The organism is Saccharibacillus qingshengii, assembly GCF_013185195.1.
Lineage (GTDB): Bacteria > Bacillota > Bacilli > Paenibacillales > Paenibacillaceae > Saccharibacillus > Saccharibacillus qingshengii.
In genome coordinates, this window is the sequence record NZ_JAAZWC010000008.1 from 125,715 (window position 1) to 151,913 (window position 26,199).

Here is a 26,199-nt window from a genome sequence, read left to right on the forward strand (position 1 = left end):
AGCTTGCCCTACCTTCTTCAATCTTCGTCGCAGAGCATGGGCAGCGTAAACGCAAAAGTCGATCCGGCCCCTTCCCGGCTCTCGGCCCAAAGGGTTCCTCCCATACGGTCGATCCAGCGTTTGCAGATCGCAAGTCCCAGGCCCGTTCCTTCATACTTCCGGTCCAGCGCGGAATGAATCTGCGAGAAAGGCTGGAACAGAAGCGACATTTTATCCGCCGGAATGCCGATTCCCGTATCGCGCACTTCGACTTTGAGCACACAGCGGGTCAGCTCGCCCACACCCGTCCGGGGGCGAATCAGACATTCCGCCAAGACGCTTACAGAACCTCGCGGCGTGAATTTGACCGCATTGCCGATCAGACCGATCAATACCCGCCGAAGTTTATCGGCATCGCCGACAAGTTCAGACGGGAATTTCTCATCGATCCGAAGATCCAATTCCACCCCGGAGGCTTCCGCCTGAACGGAGAAATTCCCGACCGCTTCTTCCAGCAGCAGACGGACGTCAAAAGGCTGCTTCAAGAAACGGGCCGCCCCGTTCTCGGCCGCGTTAAAGTCGAGAATCCGGTCGACCACTCCCTGCAGACCGCGGGCGCTGAGCCGGAGCACTTCCATATACTCCTGCTGTTCTTCCGTCATTCCTGTTCCGTCCATCAGCTCCGTCATGCCCAGCACGCCGTTAAGCGGGGTCCGGATTTCGTGGCTCATCAGACTCAGGAATTTCGCTTTTTCGGCGAGACCCCGCTGCGTTTCGTTTTTTTGGCGGACGATTTCATCGCGGCTGGTCACGTCCCGGAACACGACGACGGCTCCGGCGGAGCTCCCGTTTTCGAACAGCGGATTCACTTGGTACTCGACCAGGAAGCTCGTCCCGTCTTTGCGCCAGAACACTTCGCCTTCGACCGTACAGGGCACCCCTTCGCGCATGGAACGGTGAATCGGACATTCTTCCAGGGGATAAGGACTGCCATCCGAACGGCTGTGATGAATAAGATCGTGATTGTACATATTGCGGAACTCTTCGATTTCGTATCCGAGCATTCGGGCTCCCGCCTGATTGACGAACACCGAACGGCCTTCCCGGTTGATTTCGTAAATGCCTTCCGTGACCGCGTTCAAGATCGACGTATACTGCTCGGTCAGTTCCCGGCTGCGCTGCATCTGTCTTTTCCATTCCGTAATATCGAGTGCAATCATATAGACGCCAAGCACTTCGCCGTCGACTACGATCGGAAGAACGGTCAGATTCACATCGATTCGCTGTCCGTCTTTGCCCAGCAGCTGCGTCTCGAAATTGCCGGAGCTGCCCTGCAGGGAGCGTTCAAACCGATCGTGCAGCAGACCTGCAGTTTCGGCCGGAAACAAAAGCGAGTACGATTGCCTGAACAACTCCACATTCGCATAACCCGTCATGGCTTCCAGATTCGGATTGACGGACAGACAGCGCCCTTCGGGATCAAAAGACAGCACCCCGGCCGGATTGTACTCGAACAGCGAACGGTACAACCTTTCCTGCTCCCTCAATTTGCGGCTTTTCTCTTCTTCTTCCGTGATATCTTTCGCGATGCCGTAGATGCCGACCCGGCAGCCGTCCTGCTCGATCGGCACATAAGTCACCGCCAGAAGCAGCGGGCTGCCGTTCTTGCGGATCAGCTTCAGCCTGAATTCCTGCCGGCTTTCTTCCTTCATCTCCATCCGGCGCGATACGCTCTGCTGATGTTCCCCTTCCCGATACAGATCACGCAGATCCATCGATTGCAGTTCAGCCAGCGTATATCCAATCATGCGTTCGGTCGCCGGATTCGCATAGATTAATTCTCCCGCCATGTTCATCACATAGATGGCGTCGGGATGATAGACAAACAGCGGACGATAAATATCGTTCTCCGCAAACGTTTCTCCAAACAAACCAAGTGAGTTTTTCAAGGCGGACTCCCTTTCGTTTCTCTTCTATCGCTACCTGTATACCCGTATTTTATCTTAAATTTCTTGCAAAATACAGAGTTCGAGAACCCCGCTTCTTTCTTTTCTTCTCTCTTCCGGGCCGGATGCGTCATTTTAGCTTGCTTGTTGTTATATAGAAATAGCGCGGCCTTGCAAGCGGTCGGTCGGCAAAAGGAAGGATGAACGGCAATGAACAACGAAGAATCATGGACGACCCACCGCAGCGGTACGATCATGCGGGGATCTTCATCGGGAAGACCTCCCTCCAACAAACGTCCAAGAAGCGGCAGCCGCCGCAGCTTTTCTTTTTCCCGGGGCAGGATCCTGAAGATCTTTCTTGCCTTGTGTGTGGTGTGGCTGCTGGCCGTCGTCTTGTATCAGATGAACAAACCGCTGCCGGCCGGCATTTCGTACGAGAGTCCCGTTTATCGAACGGACCGCGTCGACTTTCTGTACGATCTGACTTATCCGGCGCAAACAAGCGAATTCACCCAGGACAGACAAATTTTCGATCGGACGATCGAGATGATCGGCGAAGCGGAACGTTTTATCGTCATCGATGTGTTCCTGTTCAACGACTATACCCACAAAGATCAGCAGTACCCGAAAGTCAGCGCCAAGCTGGCCCGTACGCTGATCGAGCGCAAACAGGCGGTTCCCGACCTCGATATCGTGTTTATCACGGATGAGGTCAATACCAACTACGGCTCGGCTCCGAATGCCCTGCTGGAAAGTCTCAAAAAAGCCGGTATCCGCGTCGTCATGACCGATGTGGATCCGCTGCGCGATTCGACTCCCCTGTATTCGGCAGTATGGCGGACCTTCTTCCAATGGTTCGGCCAATCGGGCGAAGGACGGATTCCCAATCTGATGGCGAGCGGCGGACCGGATATCACCCTGCGTTCTTACATGAAGCTGCTGAACGTGAAAGCCAACCACCGGAAAGCTTTTATCACGGAAAAAGGAGCCATTGTCTCGAGCGGCAACATCCACGATGCGAGCGCCTATCACTCCAATATCGCGCTTGAAGTCAGCGGTCCGATCATCGGCGATATGCTGCAGGCGGAGCAGGCCGTTCTCGATATGTCGGGCGGCGGCACGCTTCCGGCTTATCCGGCGGCGGACGAAGCCAAAGAAACGCAGGGACAATATGCGATCCAGTATCTGACGGAAGGGAAAGTCTACGACCGTCTGCTCAAAGAGATCGGCAGCGCTTCTTCCGGCGATACGGTCTGGATGGGCATGTTCTATCTCGCGGACAAAAAAGTGATCCAGGCATTGAGCGCCGCGGCTGATCGCGGTGCCAAAGTGCGGCTGGTACTCGATCCCAACGAAAATGCGTTCGGGCGCGACAAAATCGGCATTCCGAACCGTCCGGTTGCTGCGCAGCTCCACGGCGAAGCGCCAGACAAGATCGAAATTCGCTGGTACAACACGACCAAAGAACAGTACCACACGAAGATGGTCTTCGTGCAGCGGCAAAACGGAGACAGCAGCGTGCTGGCCGGTTCGACCAACTTCACGCCGCGCAATCTCAAAGATTACAATCTGGAGAACGATCTGTTCGTCGAAGGCGCGGCGGACAGCGAAATGATCGGCGAAGTGCGAGATTACTTCGAGCGGATCTGGACCAATGACGGTGCCGCCTACACCCTTGATCTGGAAGAACACCTGGAAGCGACGACATGGCTCAAGGATATCGTGTACCGCGTTCAGATGAGATTGGGCTTTACGACCTTCTGATCCGCCAACCGAATCCGATCCCGCACAACAAGAAGTCGACACCAAAAAAGCAGGGCGAGATTTTCGCCCTGCCTTTTTGGTGCGGATTCGAAACGGAACGCCATGCTTCTCTGCGGTCTTCGCAAGATCAGGATTTGAGATGCTTATCGAAGAAACTTCCGACTTTGTCCAGAACATCGCTCCGGGTCAGCATCTCGGCGGTCGAATGACCTGTACCTTCGAGAATACAGAACTCCGAAGCGGCGCCCGAAGCAGTCAGCGCATCGTGGAGCATTTGGCTCTGGCGCAGCGGGACGGTCGTGTCGGCGTCTCCGTGCATAATCAGAAACGGCGGTACTTCACGGCCGTCGAGATACGGGACCGGGCTTGTGCTGCGGGCAAGTTCGGGCTTCATACGAATTGTGCCGCCGAGCATCATGGCCATGACCGGCATATGGAACTCGCTCTGGAAATCCAGCTCGATATCGATCGGCCCGCTGAAATCCACCACCGCCTGGACACGGGTAGACTGCTGCAGGTGGTCGGCCGTCTCGAATTCCGGCGAACCGCCCGTTACGCCGAGCAGCGCAGCCAGCTGTCCGCCTGCGGAATGGCCCCATACGCCGAAGCGAGCGGCATCGATTCCGTATTTATCGGCATTGGCGCGCAGGAAACGCACAGCGCTCTTCGCATCTTCGATCTGTGCCGGGAAACGGGCTTCGTGCGCCAGGCGGTATTCGATCGCGGCGACGGCGTAGCCCTGCTCCGCAAAGCGGACCAACTGAGGCAGATTGCGGGCCGAATTGCAGCTTACCCAGGCGCCTCCGACGATCCATACAATCAGGGGAACAGGATGATCGGCAGCCGGCAGCAGCAGGTTCAAGCTGAGCGACTTGCCGCCCGCAAACTGCGCGAACTGCACGTCCGGAACAAGCCGGACAAACGGACGGTCGGCGCGAACCGCCGACCAGGTTTCTTGTGTATTCATGGGGACTCTCTCCGTTTCCGCGAAAAATTTTCAATATGTTCATCATAACATACGTTCGGCACATAGATAAAACGGCTAACGATTCGCTACGCTCCATACGCCGGACTGCAAGCTTACCCAAATTAAAACGCCTCCCGCTTGAATCGGGAGGCGCTGCGCAACAGGATCGGTTTGAGGCAAAGGACCGGGTTCTTCTTGTTCAGGCCGCCTGTTGAGACAGCTGACTCGGTCCGATCTCTTTCGTCTGCTGACGGGAGATCACGAACAGGACCGACCAGATCAAGATAAATCCGACGATTTGAGCGGCGGTTACGACTTCGCCTCCGTACAGCCAGTTGATCAGAACCCCAACCATCGGGAAGCTCAGTTCAGCCAGCGTGGCGACCGACGCTTTGGTTGTCTTGAGGCCTTTGTAATAAGCCAGCAGGCTGAGCAGCCCCGGCAGCAAAGCTTGGAGCAGCAGGTTTACACCGACAAGTGTCAGCGCGATACCGCCGGCGGGAAGCGCCCAAGCGGCGCCTTCACCGGCCGTAATCGCCAACAGCAGCGGCAGCGCGAGAATGAAACGCAGCGAGGTTACCGTCTCATATTTCAGCTTGCCGACCATGAAGCGGCCCATAACCGTCGACCCGCCCCAGAGAGCAGCTGCGCCCAGTGCGAGCAGGCTGCCCATCTGGAAAAATTCGCCGGCATGACCGACCGGGAAAGTGAAGCCGAAAGTCAGCAGATAAGTTCCTGCCAGCGCGACCAGGAACAGCGGACCGAAGCGGCGAGGCAGCGATTCTTTGAGCATAAAGTGCGCCAGGATGATCGCGAACAGCGGCTGGAGTTTTTGCAGCAGCAGCACCGTATTAAACGCGCCTCCGGCATATTGAAGCGCAAGCGTAAACATCAGCGTCGCGAGGGCGGAACCGCCCCAGGAGATAAACAGCAGAGCACCGACATGCCGCAGACCCAGACCTTTCAATTCCGAACGGTTCTTCCACAGAATCGGAGCCACGAACAGTGCAATCACCACATGTTCGAGCAGTACGATTTGCGAAGAGGTCATCGATTCCAGCAGCAGAATCCGGAACAGCGGATCGACGCCCCACAGCGCCGCTCCCAATACGATCAGCCAGAAGCCGCTTCCGGCTCTGGAAAAGAACGATCCGTTTCCTCCTGTGCTTGCTTGAGTAAAGTCGTTACGATTGGCGGTTTTCATTTCCCTAGTCTCCTCATCCGAATAAGGGGGATCCCGTGCGCAAAAAGCCCCGAAGCCGGAAGTTCCGGCGTTCGGGGCGGTTTTTACGTCAATCGAAGGGTCGAGCGGCAGGCCAAATACGAAGCGGTAGCCTGCGGCAGGTTCCATAAATAAACCTGCAGTCGGCTTGCACCGGCATGTCTGCGCTTGATCTTCTCCCATCCGGACTGTACCGTCGGCTCTGGATTTTCACCAGATCAGTCCGGCAGCGTCTTCGAGAAGACACGGCCGGAGTCGCGGGCTCGGTTCGCAGAAGCGAACATTACCGCCGGTCGGGAATTTCACCCTACCCCGAAGATCCTTTATTCATTTGTTTTTTATATTCTTATTTTAAACCATTTTCGCATCGATACACGTGAAATTTGTCACAATATTTCGACATTGCCGAATTTTCTGCAAATCGCCAGAATCCTCGATATCGTTTCGTGAAATTTCACAAGTATCGCTTTTTTATTTCTAAAATGATCATAAACGATCATTCACATTTTTACAAGCTGCTGAATAAAATAAAGTTAGTTCTGTATTACACCTTCGTGAAAGCTTCTGCTTACTCGGTTTCCGGTTCCCACGGATAACGGGAAGTCAGGAACTCCGCCAACGCCCGGCTTGCTTCGCGGCGCTGTTTGCGCATCTGCGCTCGCTCCGGTGCACTCTCGTGCAGTTTGCGCTCTTCTTCCGTCTCCGGATAGACCTGAGCGATCTCGATCTTGCGTCCATGATCATCCATCGCTACGAAAGTCAGGAATGCCGTAGCCGCAATTTGTCTTTCCCCGCTTTTCAGATCTTCGCGGATCACTTTGACGAACGTCTCCATGGAGCTGCGGCCGGTCCAGGTCACGAACGATTCCAGCGTGACGGAATCGGTCATATAGATCGGGTACAAAAAGTCGACGGAGTCCGTCGAAGCGGTAATGGTATTCGCGCGTGAAAGTTTGGCTGCGGCAATCGAGGCGATATCGTCGATATAGGCCATCAGTTTTCCGCCGAACAGGGTGTGGTAGCTGTTGACGTCGGTCGGGAAGACACGGGCCATTTTGTAGCTGCGTGTGGTTCGAATCGGGATAGGCTCCATTTGGCACTGCACTTCCTTTGTCTCGTTGTAGAATCTCGTGCGTTCATTATACGCCCGGTCCACCTGAAGGAACAAGCTTCGGGCCAAGCAGTTTCTTTTCGGGGGGGATCAAAAGAAACCGCCGCCTCTGCGCGAGGCGGCGGTTCTTGGTATAGAGTGTAGGTGCAGGGCGAATCTCCGGACGATTCTCGGTAGGTTCGCTCTATTGCGTTTACGTTAACCCTGTTTGATAAAATCGGCCATCGACTTGATCTCGACTTCTCCTGCCGCACCGTGTTCCAAAGTGCCGTCTTCCCGGCGGGATCGGAACTCGACGATGGTAGTTTCGCCCGGAACGAGATCGAAGTAGTTGTCGCTGAACACGCCTTCCTGCTCGGCCGAGAGCCAGACCTGCTTGGCCAATACGTCCGTTTCAAGCGAGATCGTAGTGCGGCCTTCGCCGTCTTCCGTACGAACCGCACGGATATGGGGAACGGACAGTTCGATTTCCCTAGCCGACACGAAGTAATGCGTCCGCTGATCCAGGATACGGCCTCCCTGCTCCAATTCGGCCAGAAGCACCGTACGTCCCGGCGCTTCACCGCCGAGCAGATCGGCCGCTTTGACCGAATAAATCAGTGTCGCGCTGTTGGCGGATACTTCCACCGGCACCACCTGCTCCTGCCGTACATCGCCGTCGAAGCTCATGAGGCGAAGTTTCAGCGACGCGGATTCGGCCTGCAGACCGTCGTTGAGAATATGGAAATTCACATCTTCGCCGTTCGTCCCGTCGATCGAGACGGACACGTCGCGGAAACTGCGGCGTGCATAATAATGCAGGGCTTTCCAGCGGCCGTAATAATCGATACCCGACCATGAAGCGACCGGCCAGCTGTCGTTCATCTGCCAGTACAAGGTCCCCATGCAGTACGGCATGCTGCGGCGGTGCGCTTCGATCGCCGACTTCATCGCTTCGGCCTGCAGCACCTGGCTCATATACAGGAACGAGACGAAGTCTTTTGGCTCCGGCAGGTACTTGTCCATATATTCTTTGATCAGGAAGTTGCCGCGCCCGTTTTTCTGATGCGCCAGCATAATCTTCGAATCAAGCTGCAGCGCATCTTCCGGCGCATACTGCAGAACCGATTTGTGTTCGGGGAACGATTGGAAACCGTATTCGCTCATGAAACGGCCGATATACTTGTTGTAATTTTCGAACGGTTCGGAATTGTGCCATACGCCCCAGTAATGAATATCGCCTTCCGAGGTACCCGGATGCGCATGCTGGTTCTCATCGCCTGTCAGCGAGACAAGCGGCGACGACGGCCAGTATTCGGCCCCCGGTGCAAGCTTCGAGATCGCGTTTGGCAGCAGACGGTGGAAGATCGCTTCGTAATCCGCCCAAATGCTGTTTTGCTGGTCTTGGGTATAGTCTTTTTTCCAGCCCCAACCGCCGTCCGGAAGATAATGCGCCCATGCCGAGTCGATCTCGTTGTTGCCGCACCACAGTACAATGCTGGCATGGCTACGCAGACGGCGAAGATTGTCTTCGGCTTCGTGACGGACGCTTTCGAGGAAGTCTTCGTCGCCCGGGTACATGCTGCAGGCAAACATGAAATCCTGCCAGACCATAATGCCGTACTCGTCGCAGAGTTCGTAGAAAGCATCTTCTTCATAGATGCCTCCGCCCCATACGCGCAGCATATTCATATTCGCTTCGGCCGCCGATACGATCTCGTACCGGTAGCGTTCCCGCGTCACGTCCGTTTCGAAGTTGTCGTTCGGAATATGGTTGGCGCCTTTGGCGAATACCGGCACGCCGTTCAGTTCGATATAGAACGAAGCGCCCGCGCCGTCCGGCTCGCGCTTCAGCTTGACGCTGCGCAGACCGGTACGCACGCTTTTGGAAGCGCTGACCGATTCGCCTTCCAAGATCTCGGCGGTAAAGGTATACAGATTCGCTTCGCCAAGGCCTCTCGACCACCACAGCTTCGGATCGTTCAGTTGGAACTCCAGGCGAACGGTATTGTCGCCGAGACGGATCGCTTCCGTGCTCTCGGCTTCGAATCCTTCGGCGGAAATGCGCACGCGCCCTTCGAAATCGCGGTCCGATTCGATCGTCAGCACAGCCGTCAGTTTGGCTGTAGACGCCGTGACTTCGTTCTGGCGGATAAACAGATCCGTGATCCGCAGTCCCGTCCAGGCTTCGAGCCGTACGGCGCGCCAGATCCCGCTTGTCACAAAGCGCGGGCCCCAATCCCAGCCGTAATGGTAAGGCGCTTTGCGCGCAAACACGCTGACGCGTTTGTCGCCGAGTCCGCCAAGTTCCGATTGGTCATTGGCTGCCGGAAGCGCGTAGCCCAATTTCTCGAGCTTGGGCAGGTCTTCGTTGATCGGCGAACGGAATTTGATGCGCAGACGGTTCTCTCCGTTTTTCAAGTGGGTCTTTACAGGCACCTGCCAGGTGCGGAACATGTTGTCGGCCGACAATATACGCTGACCGTTCAGCTCGACGTCCGCGTAGGTATCCAATCCGTCGAATACCAGACCGATATGATCCTGGCGAAGCAGATCGCCCGGAACCGTAAATACCGTTTCGTATTCCCAATCGCGCTTGTCGATCCACTGCAGATCGTGCTCGTTCGTTCCATAATAAGGATCCGGAATCTTGGCATTCCGGTACAAATCGCTGTGTACGCAGCCCGGCACGACTGCAGGCAGCCATTCGTTTTCCCCGACGGCCCTAAAGGTCCATTCATTCAAATCCCATTTGATTTCGTTCAAGTCGCCTTCCTCCAATACCAAAGTGTAACCGCTTTTAATCTCATCATCACCGTATCATTCTCCGTGCCGAAATTCAATAATTTCCTGTTTTTTTATTCAATTTTTATTTTTTTAGCAAAACAAATTTAGATATAATTATTTTGTTAGTATTTGTTTTTATACACAAAAAAGCCGACCTCCGCCGTGTAAACAGGCAGGAAATCGGCTTGAACCCAAAACGTACGACTGTCTCGATGGAATAGAAACCTACAGCGCAGCAGCGCGAACTTCGGCCGTCGTGCATCGCACCACAAGATTCGAAGGCTCCGTGACAACGGGCGGCAGGAAATCGCTGTTCTCGATCATCGTAATCAGCGTCTCGATCGCGTGCGAACCGATCGAGCGGATATTCTGATTGATCGTGGTCAGCGCCGGGCTGTACACTTCCGCATAATGCGTATTGTCGAAGCCGACTACGGAAATATCTTCGGGCACGGACAAGCCGCTGCGGTGAATGACATTGATCGCGCCTATCGCCATCATATCCGACGTACAGACGACGGCGGTCGGACGCTCGGCCAGTTCCAGCAGTTCGGCCATGGCCCGCGAACCGCCTTCCATCGAATAGTCGCTTTCTTTGACATACGCATCCGGAACCGGCAGCTTGCGGGATCCCATCCCTTCCACATAGCCTTCATGCCTCAGCACGCCTACCGCGTTGTCCATCTCCCCCGAGATGAACGCGATACGCGAATGTCCCAGTTCCGCCAGATGCGCAACGGCCTGCATCGTTCCCGCCTTGTTCTCCGTCGTGATGTATCCGGCGCGGCGGCCGCGAATATCGGCATCGACGAACATCGTCGGAATATCGGAAATCAGCAGCTCTTCCAGATGCGGATCGTCCCGGTCGACACCGAAGCCGACCACGCCGTCGACATTGCGGCTCAGGCAGTGTTCCACGAACGAATAGTTGTCGTCGTTGAAACGCGTCGAGAGCAGAACCAGATCGTAGCCGCTGTTTTGCAGCGCCGTCTTGATCCCTTCCAGCAGTTCCGTGACGAACGGATTCGTAAACGGCGTCGTGACGAACACGCCAACCGTCCAGGAACGACCTTTGACCAGTCCTCTTGCGGCGACGTTCGGATGGTATTTCAGCCTTTTGATCGTTTGGCTTACTTTTTTGCGCGTTTTATCGCTGACGTCCGGATAATTGTTGATGACCTTGGAAACGGTTGCGACCGACACACCCGCTTCTTTGGCCACGTCGTGGATCGAAGCCATCGTTTTACCTCCTTTCCGGCCGAATTCTGCATTTTGCGATTGTCCGGCCGGAAACCCATGTTTTTTCCTTCTATTATATATAGGCGTCGTTTGCGCGACAAGCTTTTTTGCCAGGCCGCTTTTTTAAGGGTATGATAAGATATTGAATTTACGCGATCTGCGAATCAAAAGGAGTCTCCATCATGGCCGTAAAATATGAAACCGAGCTGTATCCGCCGCTTAAGGCTTTTTTCGAGCAGCGGGGATATGCCGTCAAGAGCGAGGTACGCCACTGCGACCTGCTGGGCTATCGCGACGGCGAAGCACGGCCGCTCATTGTCGAGATGAAAAAAACATTCACCCTCGAGCTGCTGCTGCAGGGCGCCGACCGTCAGCGTACCGGCGGACTCGTCTATTTGGCAGTCGAACGCAACCGAACGAAAAAAGGAGCCCACAACCAGCGCTTCGGCGATCTTGCGCTGCTGTGTTCAAGACTTGGCATCGGGCTGCTGACCGTGACGTTCTACAAGACCAAGGCTCCCTTTGTTGAAGTGCTGTGCGAAGCGGGCGAATCCAAAAGCGGAAAAACCGGCACACGCGCCAAGCGGCTGAAAGCGGAATTCGATGCACGCAGCGGCGACCACAATATCGGCGGTTCCAGCAAACGCAAGCTGGTGACGGCCTACCGGGAGAATGCGCTGAAAGTCGCACGCCAGCTGTGGATGTTCGGCGAAGCTTCTCCCCTGATGCTCAAAGAAGCAAGCGGAGTCGGCAAAGCGGCCCTGCTGCTGCGCGACAATCATTACGGCTGGTTCGAGCGGGTCTCCCGCGGACGCTACAAACTGACCGAAGCCGGCAGCGCCGCTCTGAACGAATATGCGTCCGTCATCTCCGCTTGGCCGGAACTTCCCGAAAAAGCATGAAGAATTCGGCGTGAAAATTGAAAACTTTGCTTGAAAATGTACGAAACGGCTTTTGCGAAATAAAACCCCGCATGTTAGAATGAAAGCTGAAATTCGGGCCGGAGGCCCTTTTCCAAATCTGCAATGAGGTGATTGTAATGAAGGCTTCAACGGGATCTACCTCCAGCACGTCCCGCAGCACGAAAAAGGACAGGCTTCCCGTCAGATGGTTTCTGCTGGTCTGGATCGTGCTGATCGGCCTGTTTGTCTATGCCGCCTATGAATACAGCCAGCGGCTCCAGGCACAAACCCTGAGCGCCCTGCAAGTCCAAACGCAGGCCCAGATGGCCGATCTGCGCGCCGATTACGAGAAGCAGTTCACCGAGCTTAACGGACAGGTCACGGCGCTCCAGGGCAAAGTAGACTCGTTCAACGAGCTGCTGACGTTTACCAAAGACAATGCGAACAGCAAGACGGACAACAGCAACAAGCTTTATACGCAGCTGAACGAGGTCAAGACCCAGCTCGGCGAGCTTCAGAAGAAAATGGACCTGTTGAAATGACAAGAGTCCAGCGGGTAAACCGCTTCTTTCTGATGCTGGCTGCCCCGGTCATCGGCCTGATGCTCTGTCTGCTGCTGTTTCCGCCCCAACCTGCTCTGCTTTTGAATACGGACTTGTACAAAACGGACAAGAAACTCGATCCGTCTTCGGCCAGACTGCTTCAGGATCTGGACACGGCGGAAAAAAAAGCCAAGTCCACTTCGGCCTCGCTGAAAAAAACGCTGAATCTGTACAACCAAACGACGCAAACGATGTCTTCGATCGTACAAAAAGCCTCGATCCAGGCCCAGCGTCCGGAAAACATTTACGACAAACGGATCCGTTCCAAGCTGGGACGTCCGGTTGAGACGGTCGACAGCGAGAAGATCCGCATCGAACTGTTCCGGGTCAATGCCATAACCTATACAGGCTATGCCATGAAAGTCAAACTGAAAGATCCGTCCGCTATGCGGATGAGTCTCGCCGGTGAAGCGCTCGGCAGCTCGGAGACGACGCTCAAAGCCGTTCAGAGGCACGGTGCGGTCGCCGGGATCAATGCCGGGGGCTTCGCCGATCAGGACGGCAAACGTTATCCGCTGAGCACGACCGTCATGGACGGCGAATATCTGACCGGATTCCAATCGAGCTTCAAAGATCTGTATTTCGTCGGCCTGAACGATTCGGGCAAACTGATCGGAGGCCAATTCAACCGCCAGAATGAACTTGATCGGCTTCAGCCGCAGTTCGGCGCTTCTTTTGTCCCGATCCTGCTCAAAGACGGCCGCAAAACGGCTATTCCCGCCAAATGGAAATCGGCCCCCAAGCGGGCGCCGCGCACGATCATCGGCAGCTACAAAGACGATCAGCTGATCGTTTTCGTCATTGACGGTTATAACGAAGCAGGCGGTTCCGGCGCTACGCTGGAAGAGATCCAGGGCCAGCTGTACAAGATCGGAGTCGTCAATGCCTACAATCTCGACGGCGGAGGTTCTTCTTCGCTCGTCATGAACGGCCGCGTCGTCAATCATCCTTCGGACGGTATTCTGCGGCCTGTTCCGACAAGCTTCCTGTTCTTCGATTAAGTTTCTTCAAACCGCTTGCAGACCGACGAAAAAAAGAGCCCTAGGGCTCTTTTTTTGCGTAATGCGGACCCTCGCGACGTCGTTCAGCCGTGCTTGGGAATCTGCATCATATCGGAGACACATGCTCCGCAGATGTACCGTTCCTTAAACTCGCTGACTTCATCGATCGAACCGCAGAACACGCATTTCGGACGGTACCGTTCCAAAATGATATGATCGCCCTGGACCAAAATTTCAACCGGATCGCCTTCGTTCATTTGGTATCTTTTTCTCAGCGATTTCGGGAGTACGATTCTTCCCAATTGGTCGACTTTCCGGACAACTCCAGCAGGTTTCATAATTGAAAACACCTCTTTTAGTTTTAGTTTGCTGTTTCTGCCCCACCTGCAGAAATGATTCTGCAAACCCAAGATTACATATTCGAGATTCAATCAAGAATTCCTTCTTTACGGATAAAAAAAGAAACGTTGGTTAATTATCGTTTTTTTGTCTAATCAGGCAATCAGCTGATTTCAGAGGAAATCTCTTGATAAACTTCCTACTCCATACCGGGAAATTCAAGCTGGCGCAGAGCTTCGTAGAGCATGATCGCAACCGAATTGGACAAATTCAACGAACGGACATGCTCGGTTCTCATCGGCAGCCGAATCGAGGTTTCGGGATTCGCTTCGATGAGTTCGGGCGGAAGCCCTTTGGTTTCTTTGCCGAACACGAGGAAATCTCCGTCACGGAACGAAACGTCGCTGTAGCGCTTGGTTGCTTTGGTTGTCGCGTAGAAAAAGCGGCCTTCCGGATACTTCTCGCGAAGTTCCGCAAACGAGTCGTGATATTCCAGCTTAACGGACGGCCAGTAGTCGAGCCCGGCCCGCTTCAGCGAAGCATCATCCGTTCGAAAGCCTAGGGGACGAACCAGATGCAGATGGGTATCCGTAGCCGCGCAGGTTCTGGAAATATTGCCGGTGTTGGCCGGGATCTCGGGTTCCACCAGCACGATATGCAGTGCCATAAAGGTTTATTCACTCCGTTTCTGGGAAATGAGGCGAGAGAGGTCTGTGCAAACGGGCCTCCACGCGCAGAAGAGCCGCCCGAAGTCGGGCGGCTCTTTCCGTCTCTTCTGATTCTATAGTACCCGAATTGCCGGCTTAAGGGAAGAACGGCGCCCGGCTCCCGAACAACCGGAGGCGGTCCGGAAACGCACGGCATGAGGAACGCCTGCAGGCGTTCCCGGGGTCAACCGTTGCGTTTGGCGAAGTCTCCCATAAAGTCGACCAGCGCTGCGACACTTTCATGCGGAACGGCATTGTAGATCGAAGCGCGCAGACCGCCGACGCTGCGATGTCCTTTCAGACCCACAAACCCGTGCTGTTCGCTTTCTTTGGCAAAAGCTTTCTCCAGTTCTTCGGAGCCGAGTCGGAACGTGACGTTCATCAGCGAGCGGCTGCCGGTTTGGGCAACTCCGCTGTAGAATCCGCCGCTGTTATCGATCGTGTCGTACAGCAGATTCGCTTTGGCCCGGTTCTTGGCTTCGACGCCTTCCAGACCGCCCTGCTCTTCGATCCAGCGCAGCGTCTGATTGACCATATAAATGGAGAAAGAAGGCGGCGTATTGTACAGCGAATTGTTCGACAAATGCGTGCTGTAGCGGAAAACGGTCGGGATGTTCTTCACTTCGGCCGACAGCAGCTCTTCCTTGGCGATCACGACGGTTACGCCGGAAGGACCGAGGTTCTTCTGGGCACCGGCATAGATCAGACCGAACTTCTCGATATCGAGTGGACGGCAGAAAATATCGCTGGATAGATCCGCGACCAACGGCACGCCGCCGGTATCCGGATATTCGGCATACTGCACGCCTTCGATCGTCTCGTTGGACGTGATATGCAGATAAGCCGAATCTTCCCGAATTTCGATCTCGTCTTGCGAAGGCATCCGGGTAAACTTGTCGCCTTCCGTCGAAGCGGCCGAATAAACCTCGCCGATCAGCTTCGCTTCCTTGGCGGCTTTGGAAGCCCAGCTTCCGCTCATGACGTAACCCGCTTGTTTGCCCGGAGTCAACAGATTCATCGGGATCATGGCGAACTGGGTACTGGCTCCGCCCTGCAGGAAGAGCGTCTTGTAACCGGACGGATTGCCCAGCAGCTTCAGCAGCCGTTCCTGTGCCTCGTTATGTACGCTCTCGTAGACCGCTCCGCGGTGAGACATTTCCATGATCGACATACCCGTTCCCTGAAATTCCACGAATTCCGCCTGCGCACGTTCCAGTACTTCGAGCGGCAGCGCCGCCGGTCCCGCATTAAAGTTGTAAGCCCGTTTGCCCATGAATCGTTTGCCCCCTCAAGCCCTAATTTAGGGTTAATCATAACAGCAATCTAACATTACTTCAAGTAAAACCTCGACGCGACAAAGCGGTGATGAGCCATATTCCGCATTCTGTACGTTTTTCGCCATTTTTCGAACAATGTTCGGATTTGGCTGTATTCGCAGCAAAAATAAAAAACCGGCTTCCGCTCTGATACAAAGCGGAAGCCGGTTGTCGAACAGCGAAAGGTAACTCCGTGATCGCCCGAGAGGCGATTAGCAGTCGTAGTACAGGCTGTATTCGTGCGGGTGAACGCGAACCGCAACCTGTTTGGCTTCGGCGCGTTTGAACGCGATGTAGTTCGCTACGAAATCTTCCGAGAAGACGCCGCCTTCGGTCAGGAACGAGCTGTCCGCTTCGAGCGAATCAAGCGCTTCTTCCAGCGAAGCCGGAACGCTGCGGATCTGCGACTTTTCTTCTTCCGGCAGATCGTAGAGGTTTTTGTCGGCTGGGCCGTAACCAAGCTCGATCGGGTTGATCTTCTTCTTGATTCCGTCCAGGCCGGCCATCAGCATCGCCGAGAATGCGAGGTACGGATTGGCCGTGGAGTCCGGTGTACGGAACTCGACGCGACAGCCTTTAGGCGTTACAGCAGCTACCGGAATACGCACAGCCGCGGAACGGTTGCCTTTCGAGAAGACCAGGTTAACCGGTGCTTCGTAACCCGGAACCAGACGTTTGAACGAGTTCGTGCTCGGGTTGGTCAATGCGATCAGCGAAGGAGCATGGTAGAGCAGGCCGCCGATGTAGTGCAGAGCCATTTCGCTCAGGTTGGCGTAGCCGCCTTTTTCATAGAACAGCGGGTTGCCGTCTCTGAAGATCGATTGGTGAACGTGCATGCCGCTGCCGTTGTCACCGAAGAGCGGTTTAGGCATAAACGTTGCCGTTTTGCCGTATTGGCGGGCCGTGTTGTGCACGATGTATTTGTATTTGAGCAGGTTGTCTGCCGTTTTCTTGAGCGTATCGAAACGGAAGTTGATCTCCGCTTGTCCCGCCGTCGCCACTTCGTGGTGGTGACGTTCGATCACGAGGCCGGCTTCTTCAAGCAGACGGCACATTTCGCTGCGGATATCCTGCTGGCTGTCGACCGGAGCAACCGGCACGTAACCGCCTTTGACCGGCACTTTGAAGCCCAGGTTGCCGCCTTCTTCCGTACGGTTCGTATTCCAGCCCGCTTCTTCCGAATCGACATGGAACGAAGAGCTGTTCATGCCGCTGTGATAGCGGACGTCGTCGAAGATGAAGAATTCGGATTCCGGTGCGAAGAAAGCTTCCGAACCCACGCCGCTCGTTTGAAGGAACGCTTCGGCTTTCTCGGCAATATTGCGCGGATCGCGGTCGTAACGTTCGCCGTCCGGCGTGTGAATGTTGCACATGATGTTCAATGTCGGATGAGCGGTGAAAGCGTCGATGTATACCGATTCGGGATCCGGCATCATGACCATATCCGATTCTTCAATACCGCGGAAGCCCGGAATCGACGAACCGTCGAAAGCTACCCCGTTTTCAAACGTTTCTTCTTCAACCGCACTTGCAGGAACGGAGATGTGATGTGCTTTTCCCGACAGATCCACGAAACGGAAATCAACCCACTCGATGTTGTTCTCTTGAATAAGCTTCAATACTTTTTGTACCGACATGTCACTTTCCCCCCAAATTTCCGAACATTGAACGGATATGCGTTATGAAACGTTCATGCTCTTTTTTAGCTGTCGTCATTATAAAACGACGCAATTTAGCCGTCAAGACTCATGTTAGGTATTTTTTACGATAATGTGAGTTATGCTCACACTTTCGTGAAATTTAAAGCCGCTTATCAACAAAGCCCGACGTCGGCCGCAAACGGCGGCACGACGCGGGCTTGTTCGATTATGCAAGATGGCAAAGCAGGCAGCATTTTAGGGACGCCGGCGTTCAAAATTTAGACGATCGCCCAATTTTTAAAAGACTCCGCTTCGGCCTTCGGCGTAGCGAAACTTTTGCCTACAATCGGGGAAAGCTGCTCCAGATCTTTGAGCAGTCCGGCGAACTGATCCGGGAACAGCGACTGCACGCCGTCACCCGTCATGGAATTGTCGGGATCGGTATGCATTTCGATAATCAGGCCGTCCGCACCGGCGGCAACGGAAGCTTTGGCCATCGGCTCGACCAGCTCGCGGCGTCCGGTCCCGTGGCTCGGATCGGAAATAACCGGCAGATGGCTGAGGCTTTGCAGAGCAGGAATCGCCGCCAAATCAAGCGTGTTGCGTGTGTACGGTTCGAACGTGCGGATTCCGCGCTCGCACAGCATCACGTCGGGGTTGCCGCCGGCGAGGATGTATTCGGCCGCATTAAGCAGTTCGTCGTACGTCGAGCTGAAACCGCGTTTGAGCAGGACGGGCCGTCCGCAGGTTCCCAGCTTGCGCAGCAGATCGAAATTCTGCATATTCCGCGTGCCGATCTGCAGAATATCCGCGTATTCCGCGCAGATATCGACATACTCCGGCGTCATGACTTCCGTAATGGTCAGCAGACCGTGCTTCTTGCCCGCTTCGGCCATCATGATCAGACCTTCCACACCGACACCCTGGAAACTGTAAGGGCCGGTGCGCGGCTTGAACGCGCCTCCTCGCAGCACCTGTCCGCCCGCGGCTTTGACCAGGCGGGCAATCTCATCGATCTGCTCCGGCGATTCGACCGCGCACGGTCCGCCCATGACCACCAGTTCTCCGCCGCCGATCTTGACGTCGCCGATCTGGATGACCGTATCTTCCGGATGGAAATCGCGGCTGGCCAGCTTGTACGACTTGGAAATCTTCACGACGTCCTCCACGCCTTTCATCTGACGCAGATGCTCGGCCAGTCTCGGCTCGGCTTTGCCGATCAGGCCTACAACGGTACGGTCGGCTCCTCTCGACAGGTGAACGGTCAAGCCTTCTTTTTCGATAACGCGAATGACTTCCTGCAGCTGCTCCTCCGGAGCTTGGTTCGATAAAATAGCGATCATGGGATCTCTTCCTTTCGATATGGGAATGGGAACCGGGTCCCTTTTGGCTTCAGTCGATGTTCTCTTCCGCGCTTAGACGCTTCTACGCTTTTAGGCTTTTAACCACTAAAGTAATTTTAACAAAAAAATAGCCCTTCGTCAACCCGAAGAGCAAAGAATCAAGTTCGGTTTTCAGATGCCGAGTACTCCCCCCACTGCCGATCGCACAGCCGCCGCTCCGGCTAGGCTTTTTGTTTCGGTTTATGCCGCATGCCGTACACGCCGCCGATCGCTCCGAACAAAACGGCCGTAACGGGAAATACCAACCAGTTCACATCCCAGCGTTCATACCCGAATCCGCTGACCAGGAAGACGATCAGCGCGAGCGGCCATATAACAGTGGCAATCCGGCCGATCACCCGGTTCTCTTCCTTTTTCTCGGGTGTATATTCGCCAAGTTGCAGCAGCTTCTGGTACCCTTCCTCAATACCGCCGGAATACATGAACAGGAAGATAACGATGCCGAGCAGCGCCAGCATGACCGCCGCCCCGTACGGGGTCTGGCTTTCTCCGCGCATGGCCGCGACCAATACAGCCGCCGGCGACACTGTTCCCAGACAAGCGGCCGTCACAATCGAACGGACGCGTACCGGGCGAAATGTCTCCTTGCGCCGTTCGACATCTGCCCGGGTTCCGGGGGAAAGCTCAAAGTCTTCGCCCAGCACCCGGTACTTTTCTTTGCCGCTTCCGCTTGCGATAAACAGTCCAATCGCGGGCACCCCCAGCACAAATGCCGCGATCACTGCCAACAGATAGCCCGTATTTTCCGATATCCCGCCCAATACGCCGTTTTCGTTCCATGCCGCAATCAGAACCATGGCAGCGACGCCAAACAAAACGAGCAGCCAGCCCAGTGCCTGAAACCGCGAAGAACGTCTGACGACCGTTTCATAGCCCTGTACCGTTTCTTCTGTCAACACAGGGGTGTCCCCGCTTGCAGCGGAAGGTATAATCCCCAACTCGTCCATCAGTTCGTCGACGCTGCCAAATTCCGAGATGACGATCCCGATCGCTTCATGCTCCGATTTGCCATCCTGCTTCAACTCTTCGTATTTGTCCTCCATCGTATCGAGCATCTCGCGTTTCAAAGCCAGTACTTGATCGCTGCGCGGCCATGCGGCAAATAAACTGTCCAGATAGGCTTTTAATACGTCCATCGTCTTCACTACTCCTTTATGAATGTATTGACGACTTCCTGCGTGAGCTGCCACTCGATGCATTTTTCCCGATAATAAGCCTGACCTTCGTCCGTAATCCGGTAATAGGTACGCCGCTTGCCCGCTTCTCCGTCCTTGTGAAAAGAAGAGATACAGCCGTTTTTCTCCAGACGCGTAAAAGCCGAATAAAGAGTCGTCTCTTTCATCACATACTTTTCTTGCGACAATCTGCGGATATTTTTCGAGATTTCGTAGCCGTACGATTCTCTCTCCAGCAGCATATACAAAATCATCGTATCGTTGTATCCCCGGATGACGTCGCTGCTAATCAACGGTTTCCCTCCTTTTTTGTTCATTGTTTTTACTGCATCTGTCGTAGTATTGGATTGGTTTCAATGTATCACGATTACTACGACAGGTAAAGTAGTTTATTGCGAAAAAGCCGGACTTATCCTCAAGAGAAATATTCTGAACTCTATCACTACGCAAAAAAAGCGAAGAACGCGCCTGTAGGCGGTTCTCCGCATCCGATGTCCGAGCCGGTGACCCGGTTCTTATTGAATATCTTTGTCGTACTGCAGATAGACGACCTGGGTCTGCAGATATTCGTTCAGTCCGTGCTTGCCGTCCGCTCCGCCGATCCCCGATTTTCGCCAGCCGGCATGGAACCCCTGCATCGCTTCGAAATTTTCGCGGTTGATGTAGGTCTCTCCGTATTTCAGACGTTTGACCACTTTCATCGCCACATTGAGATTCTGCGTATACAGCGAAGAGGTCAGGCCGAATTCGCTGTCGTTGGCAAGCGCAATCGCTTCGTCGAGGGTCTTGAACGATACGATCGGGATGACCGGTCCGAAAATCTCTTCCTGAATAATCTCCATGCCGTTGGTCGCATCTCCGATCACGGTCGGCTCGTAGAAGCTGCCTTTGCCTTCGACTTTTTTGCCGCCGAGCAGCAGCTTTGCGCCTTGTTCGACCGCCCGATCGACTTTGGCCTGAACCGAATTCTGCGCTTCCTTGTTGATCAGAGGGCCCATCTGGATATCGGTATTCTGCAAAGGATCGCCGTATTTGACCGCCTTCATCGCTTCGACAAGCCGGCTTGTAAACTCTTCCTTGATCTCCTCGTGCACATAGACACGTTCGGCGCAGTTGCATACCTGACCGGTATTGATGACCCGTGAATCGACGACGGCTTTGACCGCAAGATCGAGATCCGCGTCTTTGTGCACGATTGCCGGCGCTTTGCCGCCAAGCTCCAGGCTGACTTTGATAATATTCTCGGCGGCAGCTTCCATGACTTTCTGTCCGGCAGGCACGCTGCCCGTCAGACTGACCATGCCTACCTTCGGGTTGCTGGCAAGTTCGCTGCCGACTTCTCCGCCTCTTCCCGTCACCAGATTGAATACGCCTTTTGGAAGACCGGCTTGATCCGCGATTTTCGCAAAAGCGATCGCATTGTTCGGAGACTCGACGCTGGGTTTGACCACAATCGTATTGCCAGTGATCAGAGCCGGTGCCATCTTGCGGGCAATGAGGAAAAACGGGAAGTTCCACGGCAGAATGCCGGTCGTGACCCCGATCGCTCGTTTGAATACGAAAATATGCTCGTTGTCGCGGTCGCTCTGAACGATCTCGCCTTCGTAACGCCGCGCCCATTCCGCCATATAATCCATATAGTCCGCCGTGAAGTTGACCTCCACCGTCGACAGCTCGAGCGTCTTGCCCACTTCTTCGGAAATCAGCCGTGCAATTTCTTCCGCCTGCTCGCGAATGCCGGCCGCGATCCGGTGCAGATAGACTCCGCGTTCCACGGCCGGCGTTTCTTCCCAGGCCGTCTGTGCCGCTTCCGCCGCGTCGATCGCCCGAGCTACATCGGCCCGGGTCGCTTTGGGCACCTGCGAGACCGTCTCGTCCGTCGCCGGGTTGGTTACATCCATCCACTCTCCGTTTTCCGCATCCGTAAACTGCCCGTCGATATACATTTGATGTTTTTGCACCGGTACTGCCTCCTCAGAAATGGGATTAAAATCTGTTTCTTCTATTGTATTGTAAACGTTATCAATTTTTATTGTCAACATTTTTACGCATTTTAATGTGGTTTTGTGATGTTTTTTATTTTATTTTTGTCTACTTGTGGTTTTCAAGCGATGTCCGTCGGAGTACAATAGAAGGGAAAAGGAGGGATTGCGAATGAAAGTCAGCATCTTCTCGACCTGCTTGGTCGATCTCATGTTCCCCGGCGTCGGCAGATCGATGGTCGAAGTCCTTGAACGTCTGGGCTGCGAAACGGATTTCCCCGCTTCTCAAGTCTGCTGCGGACAGCCGACCTACAACAGCGGTTATCTCGAAGAATCGAAGCAGGCCATGATCAATATGATGGTCGCTTTCGAACAGTCCGACTATGTCGTAGGCCCTTCGGGCTCCTGCGTCGCCATGTTCCACGAGTCTCCCCATATTTTCAAAGGCGATCCCACCTGGGAGTTGAAAGCGATTGCACTCAAAAACAAATCGTTCGAATTTACCCAGTTCATCGTACGCGTACTCGGCATTACCGATGTCGGCGCACGCCTGCAGGGACGTGCCGCCTATCATCGCTCCTGTCATATGAGCCGGCTGCTCGGGGAAACGGAAACGCCTTTTCTGCTGCTTGATCGCGTCGACGGGCTGGAGCTGGCGCCGCTCGCAAACGCCGACAACTGCTGCGGATTCGGCGGAACCTTTTCCGTCAAAATGCCCGACATTTCGCAGCAGATGGCCGACGAGAAAAGCGCGTGCGTCGTCGATACCGGCGCCGACTATCTCATCAGCGCGGACATGGGATGCTTGATGAATATCGGCGGCCGTTTGTCGAGAACGAGGCAGGAGATCAAAGTCATGCATATCGCCGAAGTGCTGAACTGCGCGGCGGACCCGGTCAAAGGAGGCACAACATCATGAGTCTGAAAACGGACAACAGGGCATTCGGCGCTCGCACCGCAGACGGAATCGGCGATGCCTTTATGCGCGGGGCGGTCGGTTCGGCGCAGGACAGTCTCAAGACGCGCAGACTGACGGCAGCCACGGCGCTCGGCGACTGGGAAGCCTGGCGGGAGCTTGGCCAACAGATTCGCCAGCATACGCTTGCGAACCTCGACTATTATCTGGAGCAGATGGCGGACAACGTGGAACGCCGGGGCGGGCATGTCTTTTTTGCACGGACAAAAGAAGAAGCGAGCGGATATATTCTCGGTGTAGTGAAAAGCAAACAAGCGCGCAAAATCGTCAAATCCAAATCGATGGTCACCGAAGAAATCGAGATGAACCGCGTTCTGCTGGAAGCCGGATGCGAAGTGATCGAGAGCGATCTCGGCGAGTATATTTTGCAGGAAGACGATTGGGATCCGCCTTCGCATATCGTGGCACCCGCCCTGCACAAGAATCGGGAACAGATTCGCGACGTGTTCGCCGCCAAACTGAACTATGAAGGCGACGAAACCCCCGAGCACCTGGCCCGGTTCGCCCGGACCGTGCTGCGCGAGAAATTTCTCGAAGCCGAGATCGGCATTACCGGCTGCAACTTTGCGGTCGCCAATCTGGGCGCGATCAATCTCGTGACCAACGAAGGCAACGGAGATCTGACCGCCGCCCTGCCGCCGACGCATATCGCGGTCATGGGCATGGAGCGGATCGTGCCGACACTCGAAGAGATGGAAGTGCTCGACAACCTGCTCTGCCGCAGCGCGGTAGGGCAGAAGCTGACCAGCTACATCACCGTTATGGGCCCCCGTGAAGAAGGGGATACCGACGGTCCCGAAGAGTTCCATCTGGTGATCGTCGACAACGGACGCTCGGACATTCTGGCGAGCGAATTCCATGAAGCGCTGCAGTGTATCCGCTGCGGCGCCTGTCTGAACGTCTGCCCGGTCTACCGGCATATCGGCGGCCATGCCTACGGTTCGATCTATCCGGGCCCGATCGGCGCGGTCATCACTCCCCTGCTTGGCGGTTACGACGACTACAAGGAACTGCCGTACGCTTCAAGTCTGTGCGGCGCCTGCACGGATGTCTGTCCCGTGAAGATCCCGCTGCATCAGCAGTTGGTCCTGCACAGACAGAATATCGTCTCCCAGGGAAGGACAGGAAGCGTCGATCGGATTCAGATGAAAGCGGTCGGAAAAGTGCTGTCTTCGCCCGCCTTGTTCGCCGGAACGCTGCGGCTTGCGAATCCGATGAGCACGCTGCTGAGCAAGCACGGCCGGATCGTACGCGGTCCCGCGCCGCTCTCCGGCTGGATCGGCAGCCGCGATCTGCCGCAGCCGGTGAAGAAGCGGGACGGCTTCCGGGACTGGTATCCTCATCGCGAAGGAGGCGGCCATTCATGAATGCTCAACCTTCGAACCGAAGCGCGTTTCTAGACCGCGTCGCCGACAGCCTGGGACGTCCCCGGCGGACGGACGGTGTACAGCGTCCCGCCTGGAAGCACAATGTCCATCTGGAACAGTTGGCCGACCGGACACCGGAGCAGCTGGTCGAGATTTTGAAAGAACAATGTTTTTTCATCCATACCCAGGTGATCGAATCGACGCCGGATCTGCTGCAGCGGACGCTCGACGATCTGATTGCCGGCTATGGCGGAGGCCCGGTTATACGCTCCGGCGATCCCCGCTTTATGCGGTACGGACTCTCTTTCCTGGGCGATTCCGTCTGGTCGGCGCAGGCCGGCCGCGCAGAAAATATCCGGCTTGCGGAAGCCGCCAATATCGCATTGGTATTCGCCGATTACGCGCTGGCGGAATCCGGAACGGTTGTGCTCGAAAGCCGGCCCGATCAGGGGCGCGCCCTGCATTTCCTGCCTTCGCATTATATCGCCGTGATCGAATGGGAGCGGATTGTTCCGCGTTCGACGCAGGCGATGGCAGAGATGAACCGCCGCCACGAAGCCGGCGGCTCTCTGGGCTCCTGCATCAATCTGATCTCCGGCCCCTCGAACTCCGCCGATATCGAGATGCAGCTCGTTGTCGGCGTGCACGGTCCGCTGAGAGCAACGTATGTGCTGATCTGACCCGTTGTCTATCCATTGGCAGACCAAAAAGCCGGTTCTCTTCCGAGAACCGGCTTACGTTTTTCTCCGCTTTGCAAAAAGCAGAGCTTGCCCTGCTTTATTCGGCCGCTTTGGCTTTGGTTTTCTCGCGCACCGGCGGCAGCAGCTTTTTCATATCGACCGTACGCTTGATCTCCCAAGTGGACGGATCGCTTTCTTCAAACTGCTCCAGGTATAGAATTACTTCTTTGGTGATTGGCGTCGGCGTCGAAGCTCCCGCGGTCACCGCTACTTTGGAAATGCCCATCAGCCATTCCTGTTTGATCTCGCTCACGTCGGACACCCGGTAAGCGGTCGTGCCCGCGATTTCTTCGGATACCTGCGCCAGACGATTGGAGTTGTTGCTGCGCGGATCGCCGACCACGATAACCAGGTCTGCCTGTCCGGCCTGCTCGGCTACGGCTTCCTGACGTACCTGGGTCGCCAGGCAGATCTCGTTGTGCACCTCGGCTCCCGGATAGCGCTCCAGCAGCTTTTTCATGATCGCCTTGATATCCCATTGGCTCATCGTCGTCTGATTCGTGATGATGATTTTGCCCGGCGGAATGTTCAGCGCTTCGATTTCTTCTTCCTTCTCGATCAGATGCACCTGGTCCGGAGCTACGCCGATCGCGCCTTCCGGTTCCGGGTGGTTCTTTTTGCCGATATAAATAATCTCGTATCCTTCGCCCGCTTTCTCGCGGATCAGGTCATGTGTCTTCGTCACGTCCGGACAGGTCGCATCGACCGTCGTCAGGCCGCGTTCGCGGGCACGCTTGCGCACTTCCGGCGAAACGCCGTGCGCAGTGAAAATAACGGTCCCTTTGTCCACCTTCTCCAGAATCTCGAGGCGGTTCGGTCCGTCGAGCGTCACGATTCCTTCATCCTCGAACGACTGGGTCACATGCGCATTGTGCACGATCATCCCGAGTATATAAATCGGTCGGGGCAGATCGAGGTTTTTGGCCGCTTGTCTGGCGAGTACCATTGCGTCGACTACGCCGTAGCAATAGCCCCGCGGGGCAATACGTAGAACTTCCATCTATTTTGCACCTGCTTTCGGATTCATGGCTTAAGCGCAGCTTCGCGCATATCCC

22 protein-coding genes and 1 riboswitch are annotated in these 26,199 nt (G+C 55.2%); of the genes, 7 read left to right on the forward strand and 15 right to left on the reverse strand.

Going from position 1 to position 26,199, the window contains the following annotated elements:
- Positions 1-17: 17 nt before the first annotated feature.
- The gene (locus HRQ60_RS09300) at positions 18-1,928 is read right to left on the reverse strand and encodes a PAS domain-containing protein (RefSeq protein ID WP_172195531.1); all 1,911 of its coding nucleotides are present in this window, start codon (positions 1,926-1,928) and stop codon (positions 18-20) included.
- A 252-nt stretch (positions 1,929-2,180) separates the two neighbouring features.
- Here HRQ60_RS09300 and HRQ60_RS09305 point away from each other — a divergent pair, with 252 nt between their 5' ends.
- Positions 2,181-3,689, forward strand: coding sequence for a phospholipase D family protein (locus tag HRQ60_RS09305; protein ID WP_425501644.1), 1,509 nt, complete (start codon positions 2,181-2,183; stop codon positions 3,687-3,689).
- Between the two features lie 127 nt (positions 3,690-3,816).
- Here HRQ60_RS09305 and HRQ60_RS09310 read toward each other — a convergent pair whose 3' ends face one another.
- The 5 genes from HRQ60_RS09310 to HRQ60_RS09330 all read right to left on the reverse strand — a co-directional run bounded on the left by HRQ60_RS09310 (position 3,817) and on the right by HRQ60_RS09330 (position 10,994).
- Positions 3,817-4,656 (reverse strand): alpha/beta hydrolase, encoded by an 840-nt coding sequence (locus tag HRQ60_RS09310; RefSeq protein ID WP_172195533.1) that lies wholly within the window; start codon positions 4,654-4,656, stop codon positions 3,817-3,819.
- 199 nt (positions 4,657-4,855) lie between these two features.
- Positions 4,856-5,860: a DMT family transporter gene (locus tag HRQ60_RS09315; RefSeq protein ID WP_172195534.1), complete on the reverse strand. Its 1,005-nt coding sequence runs from the start codon at positions 5,858-5,860 to the stop codon at positions 4,856-4,858.
- 185 nt (positions 5,861-6,045) lie between these two features.
- Positions 6,046-6,202, reverse strand: a riboswitch (FMN riboswitch).
- Positions 6,203-6,446: 244 nt separating this feature from the next.
- The gene (locus tag HRQ60_RS09320; RefSeq protein WP_172195535.1) at positions 6,447-6,971 is read right to left on the reverse strand and encodes an acyl-CoA thioesterase; all 525 of its coding nucleotides are present in this window, start codon (positions 6,969-6,971) and stop codon (positions 6,447-6,449) included.
- 216 nt (positions 6,972-7,187) lie between these two features.
- Positions 7,188-9,734, reverse strand: coding sequence for a beta-mannosidase (locus HRQ60_RS09325; RefSeq protein WP_172195536.1), 2,547 nt, complete (start codon positions 9,732-9,734; stop codon positions 7,188-7,190).
- A 246-nt stretch (positions 9,735-9,980) separates the two neighbouring features.
- Positions 9,981-10,994 (reverse strand): LacI family DNA-binding transcriptional regulator, encoded by a 1,014-nt coding sequence (locus HRQ60_RS09330; RefSeq protein ID WP_172195537.1) that lies wholly within the window; start codon positions 10,992-10,994, stop codon positions 9,981-9,983.
- A gap of 182 nt (positions 10,995-11,176) precedes the next feature.
- Between HRQ60_RS09330 and HRQ60_RS09335 the strand changes: the two genes are divergently transcribed.
- From HRQ60_RS09335 to HRQ60_RS09345, 3 genes are all read left to right on the forward strand, one after another.
- A complete protein-coding gene (locus tag HRQ60_RS09335; RefSeq protein WP_172195538.1) occupies positions 11,177-11,896 on the forward strand; it encodes a DUF2161 domain-containing phosphodiesterase in 720 nt (239 codons plus the stop codon).
- Between the two features lie 137 nt (positions 11,897-12,033).
- The gene (locus tag HRQ60_RS09340) at positions 12,034-12,438 is read left to right on the forward strand and encodes a hypothetical protein (protein WP_172195539.1); all 405 of its coding nucleotides are present in this window, start codon (positions 12,034-12,036) and stop codon (positions 12,436-12,438) included.
- Positions 12,435-13,499 carry a phosphodiester glycosidase family protein gene (locus HRQ60_RS09345; protein ID WP_172195540.1) on the forward strand — a complete coding sequence of 355 codons (1,065 nt, stop codon included), beginning with the start codon at positions 12,435-12,437 and terminating at the stop codon, positions 13,497-13,499. The genes HRQ60_RS09340 and HRQ60_RS09345 overlap by 4 nt, the downstream gene beginning before the upstream one ends.
- An 83-nt stretch (positions 13,500-13,582) precedes the next feature.
- On the opposite strand, the gene HRQ60_RS09350 is transcribed toward HRQ60_RS09345, so the two are convergent.
- The 8 genes from HRQ60_RS09350 to aldA all read right to left on the reverse strand — a co-directional run bounded on the left by HRQ60_RS09350 (position 13,583) and on the right by aldA (position 22,025).
- Positions 13,583-13,837, reverse strand: a complete 255-nt coding sequence (locus HRQ60_RS09350) for an AbrB/MazE/SpoVT family DNA-binding domain-containing protein (protein WP_172195541.1) — start codon at positions 13,835-13,837, stop codon at positions 13,583-13,585.
- A 200-nt stretch (positions 13,838-14,037) separates the two neighbouring features.
- Positions 14,038-14,505, reverse strand: a complete 468-nt coding sequence (trmL, locus tag HRQ60_RS09355) for a tRNA (uridine(34)/cytosine(34)/5-carboxymethylaminomethyluridine(34)-2'-O)-methyltransferase TrmL (protein ID WP_172195542.1) — start codon at positions 14,503-14,505, stop codon at positions 14,038-14,040.
- A 224-nt stretch (positions 14,506-14,729) separates the two neighbouring features.
- Positions 14,730-15,818, reverse strand: coding sequence for a 3-phosphoserine/phosphohydroxythreonine transaminase (gene serC / locus HRQ60_RS09360; RefSeq protein WP_172195543.1), 1,089 nt, complete (start codon positions 15,816-15,818; stop codon positions 14,730-14,732).
- 255 nt (positions 15,819-16,073) lie between these two features.
- The gene (gene glnA / locus HRQ60_RS09365) at positions 16,074-17,498 is read right to left on the reverse strand and encodes a type I glutamate--ammonia ligase (protein ID WP_172195544.1); all 1,425 of its coding nucleotides are present in this window, start codon (positions 17,496-17,498) and stop codon (positions 16,074-16,076) included.
- A 281-nt stretch (positions 17,499-17,779) separates the two neighbouring features.
- Positions 17,780-18,844 carry a 3-deoxy-7-phosphoheptulonate synthase gene (aroF, locus tag HRQ60_RS09370; RefSeq protein WP_172195545.1) on the reverse strand — a complete coding sequence of 355 codons (1,065 nt, stop codon included), beginning with the start codon at positions 18,842-18,844 and terminating at the stop codon, positions 17,780-17,782.
- Between the two features lie 221 nt (positions 18,845-19,065).
- Positions 19,066-20,040, reverse strand: coding sequence for a permease prefix domain 1-containing protein (locus tag HRQ60_RS09375; protein WP_172195546.1), 975 nt, complete (start codon positions 20,038-20,040; stop codon positions 19,066-19,068).
- Between the two features lie 8 nt (positions 20,041-20,048).
- Positions 20,049-20,372: a PadR family transcriptional regulator gene (locus HRQ60_RS09380; RefSeq protein ID WP_172195547.1), complete on the reverse strand. Its 324-nt coding sequence runs from the start codon at positions 20,370-20,372 to the stop codon at positions 20,049-20,051.
- 222 nt (positions 20,373-20,594) lie between these two features.
- Positions 20,595-22,025, reverse strand: coding sequence for an aldehyde dehydrogenase (gene aldA / locus HRQ60_RS09385; RefSeq protein WP_172195595.1), 1,431 nt, complete (start codon positions 22,023-22,025; stop codon positions 20,595-20,597).
- Positions 22,026-22,233: 208 nt separating this feature from the next.
- Here aldA and HRQ60_RS09390 point away from each other — a divergent pair, with 208 nt between their 5' ends.
- The 3 genes from HRQ60_RS09390 to HRQ60_RS09400 are packed head-to-tail and all read left to right on the forward strand — an operon-like array spanning position 22,234 to position 25,084.
- Positions 22,234-22,980 (forward strand): (Fe-S)-binding protein, encoded by a 747-nt coding sequence (locus HRQ60_RS09390; RefSeq protein ID WP_172195548.1) that lies wholly within the window; start codon positions 22,234-22,236, stop codon positions 22,978-22,980.
- Complete coding sequence (locus HRQ60_RS09395; protein WP_172195549.1) at positions 22,977-24,404, forward strand: LutB/LldF family L-lactate oxidation iron-sulfur protein; 1,428 nt, start codon at positions 22,977-22,979, stop codon at positions 24,402-24,404. Before HRQ60_RS09390 ends, HRQ60_RS09395 begins: the two co-directional genes overlap by 4 nt.
- Positions 24,401-25,084: a LutC/YkgG family protein gene (locus HRQ60_RS09400; RefSeq protein ID WP_172195550.1), complete on the forward strand. Its 684-nt coding sequence runs from the start codon at positions 24,401-24,403 to the stop codon at positions 25,082-25,084. Before HRQ60_RS09395 ends, HRQ60_RS09400 begins: the two co-directional genes overlap by 4 nt.
- A gap of 97 nt (positions 25,085-25,181) precedes the next feature.
- On the opposite strand, the gene HRQ60_RS09405 is transcribed toward HRQ60_RS09400, so the two are convergent.
- On the reverse strand, positions 25,182-26,144 hold the full coding sequence (locus HRQ60_RS09405) for a 4-hydroxy-3-methylbut-2-enyl diphosphate reductase (protein ID WP_172195551.1): 963 nt from the start codon (positions 26,142-26,144) through the stop codon (positions 25,182-25,184).
- Between the last annotated feature and the right edge of the window lie 55 nt (positions 26,145-26,199).

Coding starts and splice junctions, on each gene's coding strand:
- HRQ60_RS09305 (WP_425501644.1), top strand. CDS start 2,181: ATGCGGGGATCTTCATCGGGAAGACCTCCCTCCAACAAACGTCCAAGA.
- HRQ60_RS09310 (WP_172195533.1), bottom strand. CDS start 4,656: ATGAATACACAAGAAACCTGGTCGGCGGTTCGCGCCGACCGTCCGTTT.
- HRQ60_RS09315 (WP_172195534.1), bottom strand. CDS start 5,860: ATGAAAACCGCCAATCGTAACGACTTTACTCAAGCAAGCACAGGAGGA.
- HRQ60_RS09320 (WP_172195535.1), bottom strand. CDS start 6,971: ATGGAGCCTATCCCGATTCGAACCACACGCAGCTACAAAATGGCCCGT.
- HRQ60_RS09330 (WP_172195537.1), bottom strand. CDS start 10,994: ATGGCTTCGATCCACGACGTGGCCAAAGAAGCGGGTGTGTCGGTCGCA.
- HRQ60_RS09335 (WP_172195538.1), top strand. CDS start 11,177: ATGGCCGTAAAATATGAAACCGAGCTGTATCCGCCGCTTAAGGCTTTT.
- HRQ60_RS09340 (WP_172195539.1), top strand. CDS start 12,034: ATGAAGGCTTCAACGGGATCTACCTCCAGCACGTCCCGCAGCACGAAA.
- HRQ60_RS09345 (WP_172195540.1), top strand. CDS start 12,435: ATGACAAGAGTCCAGCGGGTAAACCGCTTCTTTCTGATGCTGGCTGCC.
- HRQ60_RS09350 (WP_172195541.1), bottom strand. CDS start 13,837: ATGAAACCTGCTGGAGTTGTCCGGAAAGTCGACCAATTGGGAAGAATC.
- trmL (WP_172195542.1), bottom strand. CDS start 14,505: ATGGCACTGCATATCGTGCTGGTGGAACCCGAGATCCCGGCCAACACC.
- serC (WP_172195543.1), bottom strand. CDS start 15,818: ATGGGCAAACGGGCTTACAACTTTAATGCGGGACCGGCGGCGCTGCCG.
- glnA (WP_172195544.1), bottom strand. CDS start 17,498: ATGTCGGTACAAAAAGTATTGAAGCTTATTCAAGAGAACAACATCGAG.
- aroF (WP_172195545.1), bottom strand. CDS start 18,844: ATGATCGCTATTTTATCGAACCAAGCTCCGGAGGAGCAGCTGCAGGAA.
- HRQ60_RS09375 (WP_172195546.1), bottom strand. CDS start 20,040: ATGGACGTATTAAAAGCCTATCTGGACAGTTTATTTGCCGCATGGCCG.
- aldA (WP_172195595.1), bottom strand. CDS start 22,025: ATGTATATCGACGGGCAGTTTACGGATGCGGAAAACGGAGAGTGGATG.
- HRQ60_RS09390 (WP_172195548.1), top strand. CDS start 22,234: ATGAAAGTCAGCATCTTCTCGACCTGCTTGGTCGATCTCATGTTCCCC.
- HRQ60_RS09395 (WP_172195549.1), top strand. CDS start 22,977: ATGAGTCTGAAAACGGACAACAGGGCATTCGGCGCTCGCACCGCAGAC.
- HRQ60_RS09400 (WP_172195550.1), top strand. CDS start 24,401: ATGAATGCTCAACCTTCGAACCGAAGCGCGTTTCTAGACCGCGTCGCC.
- HRQ60_RS09405 (WP_172195551.1), bottom strand. CDS start 26,144: ATGGAAGTTCTACGTATTGCCCCGCGGGGCTATTGCTACGGCGTAGTC.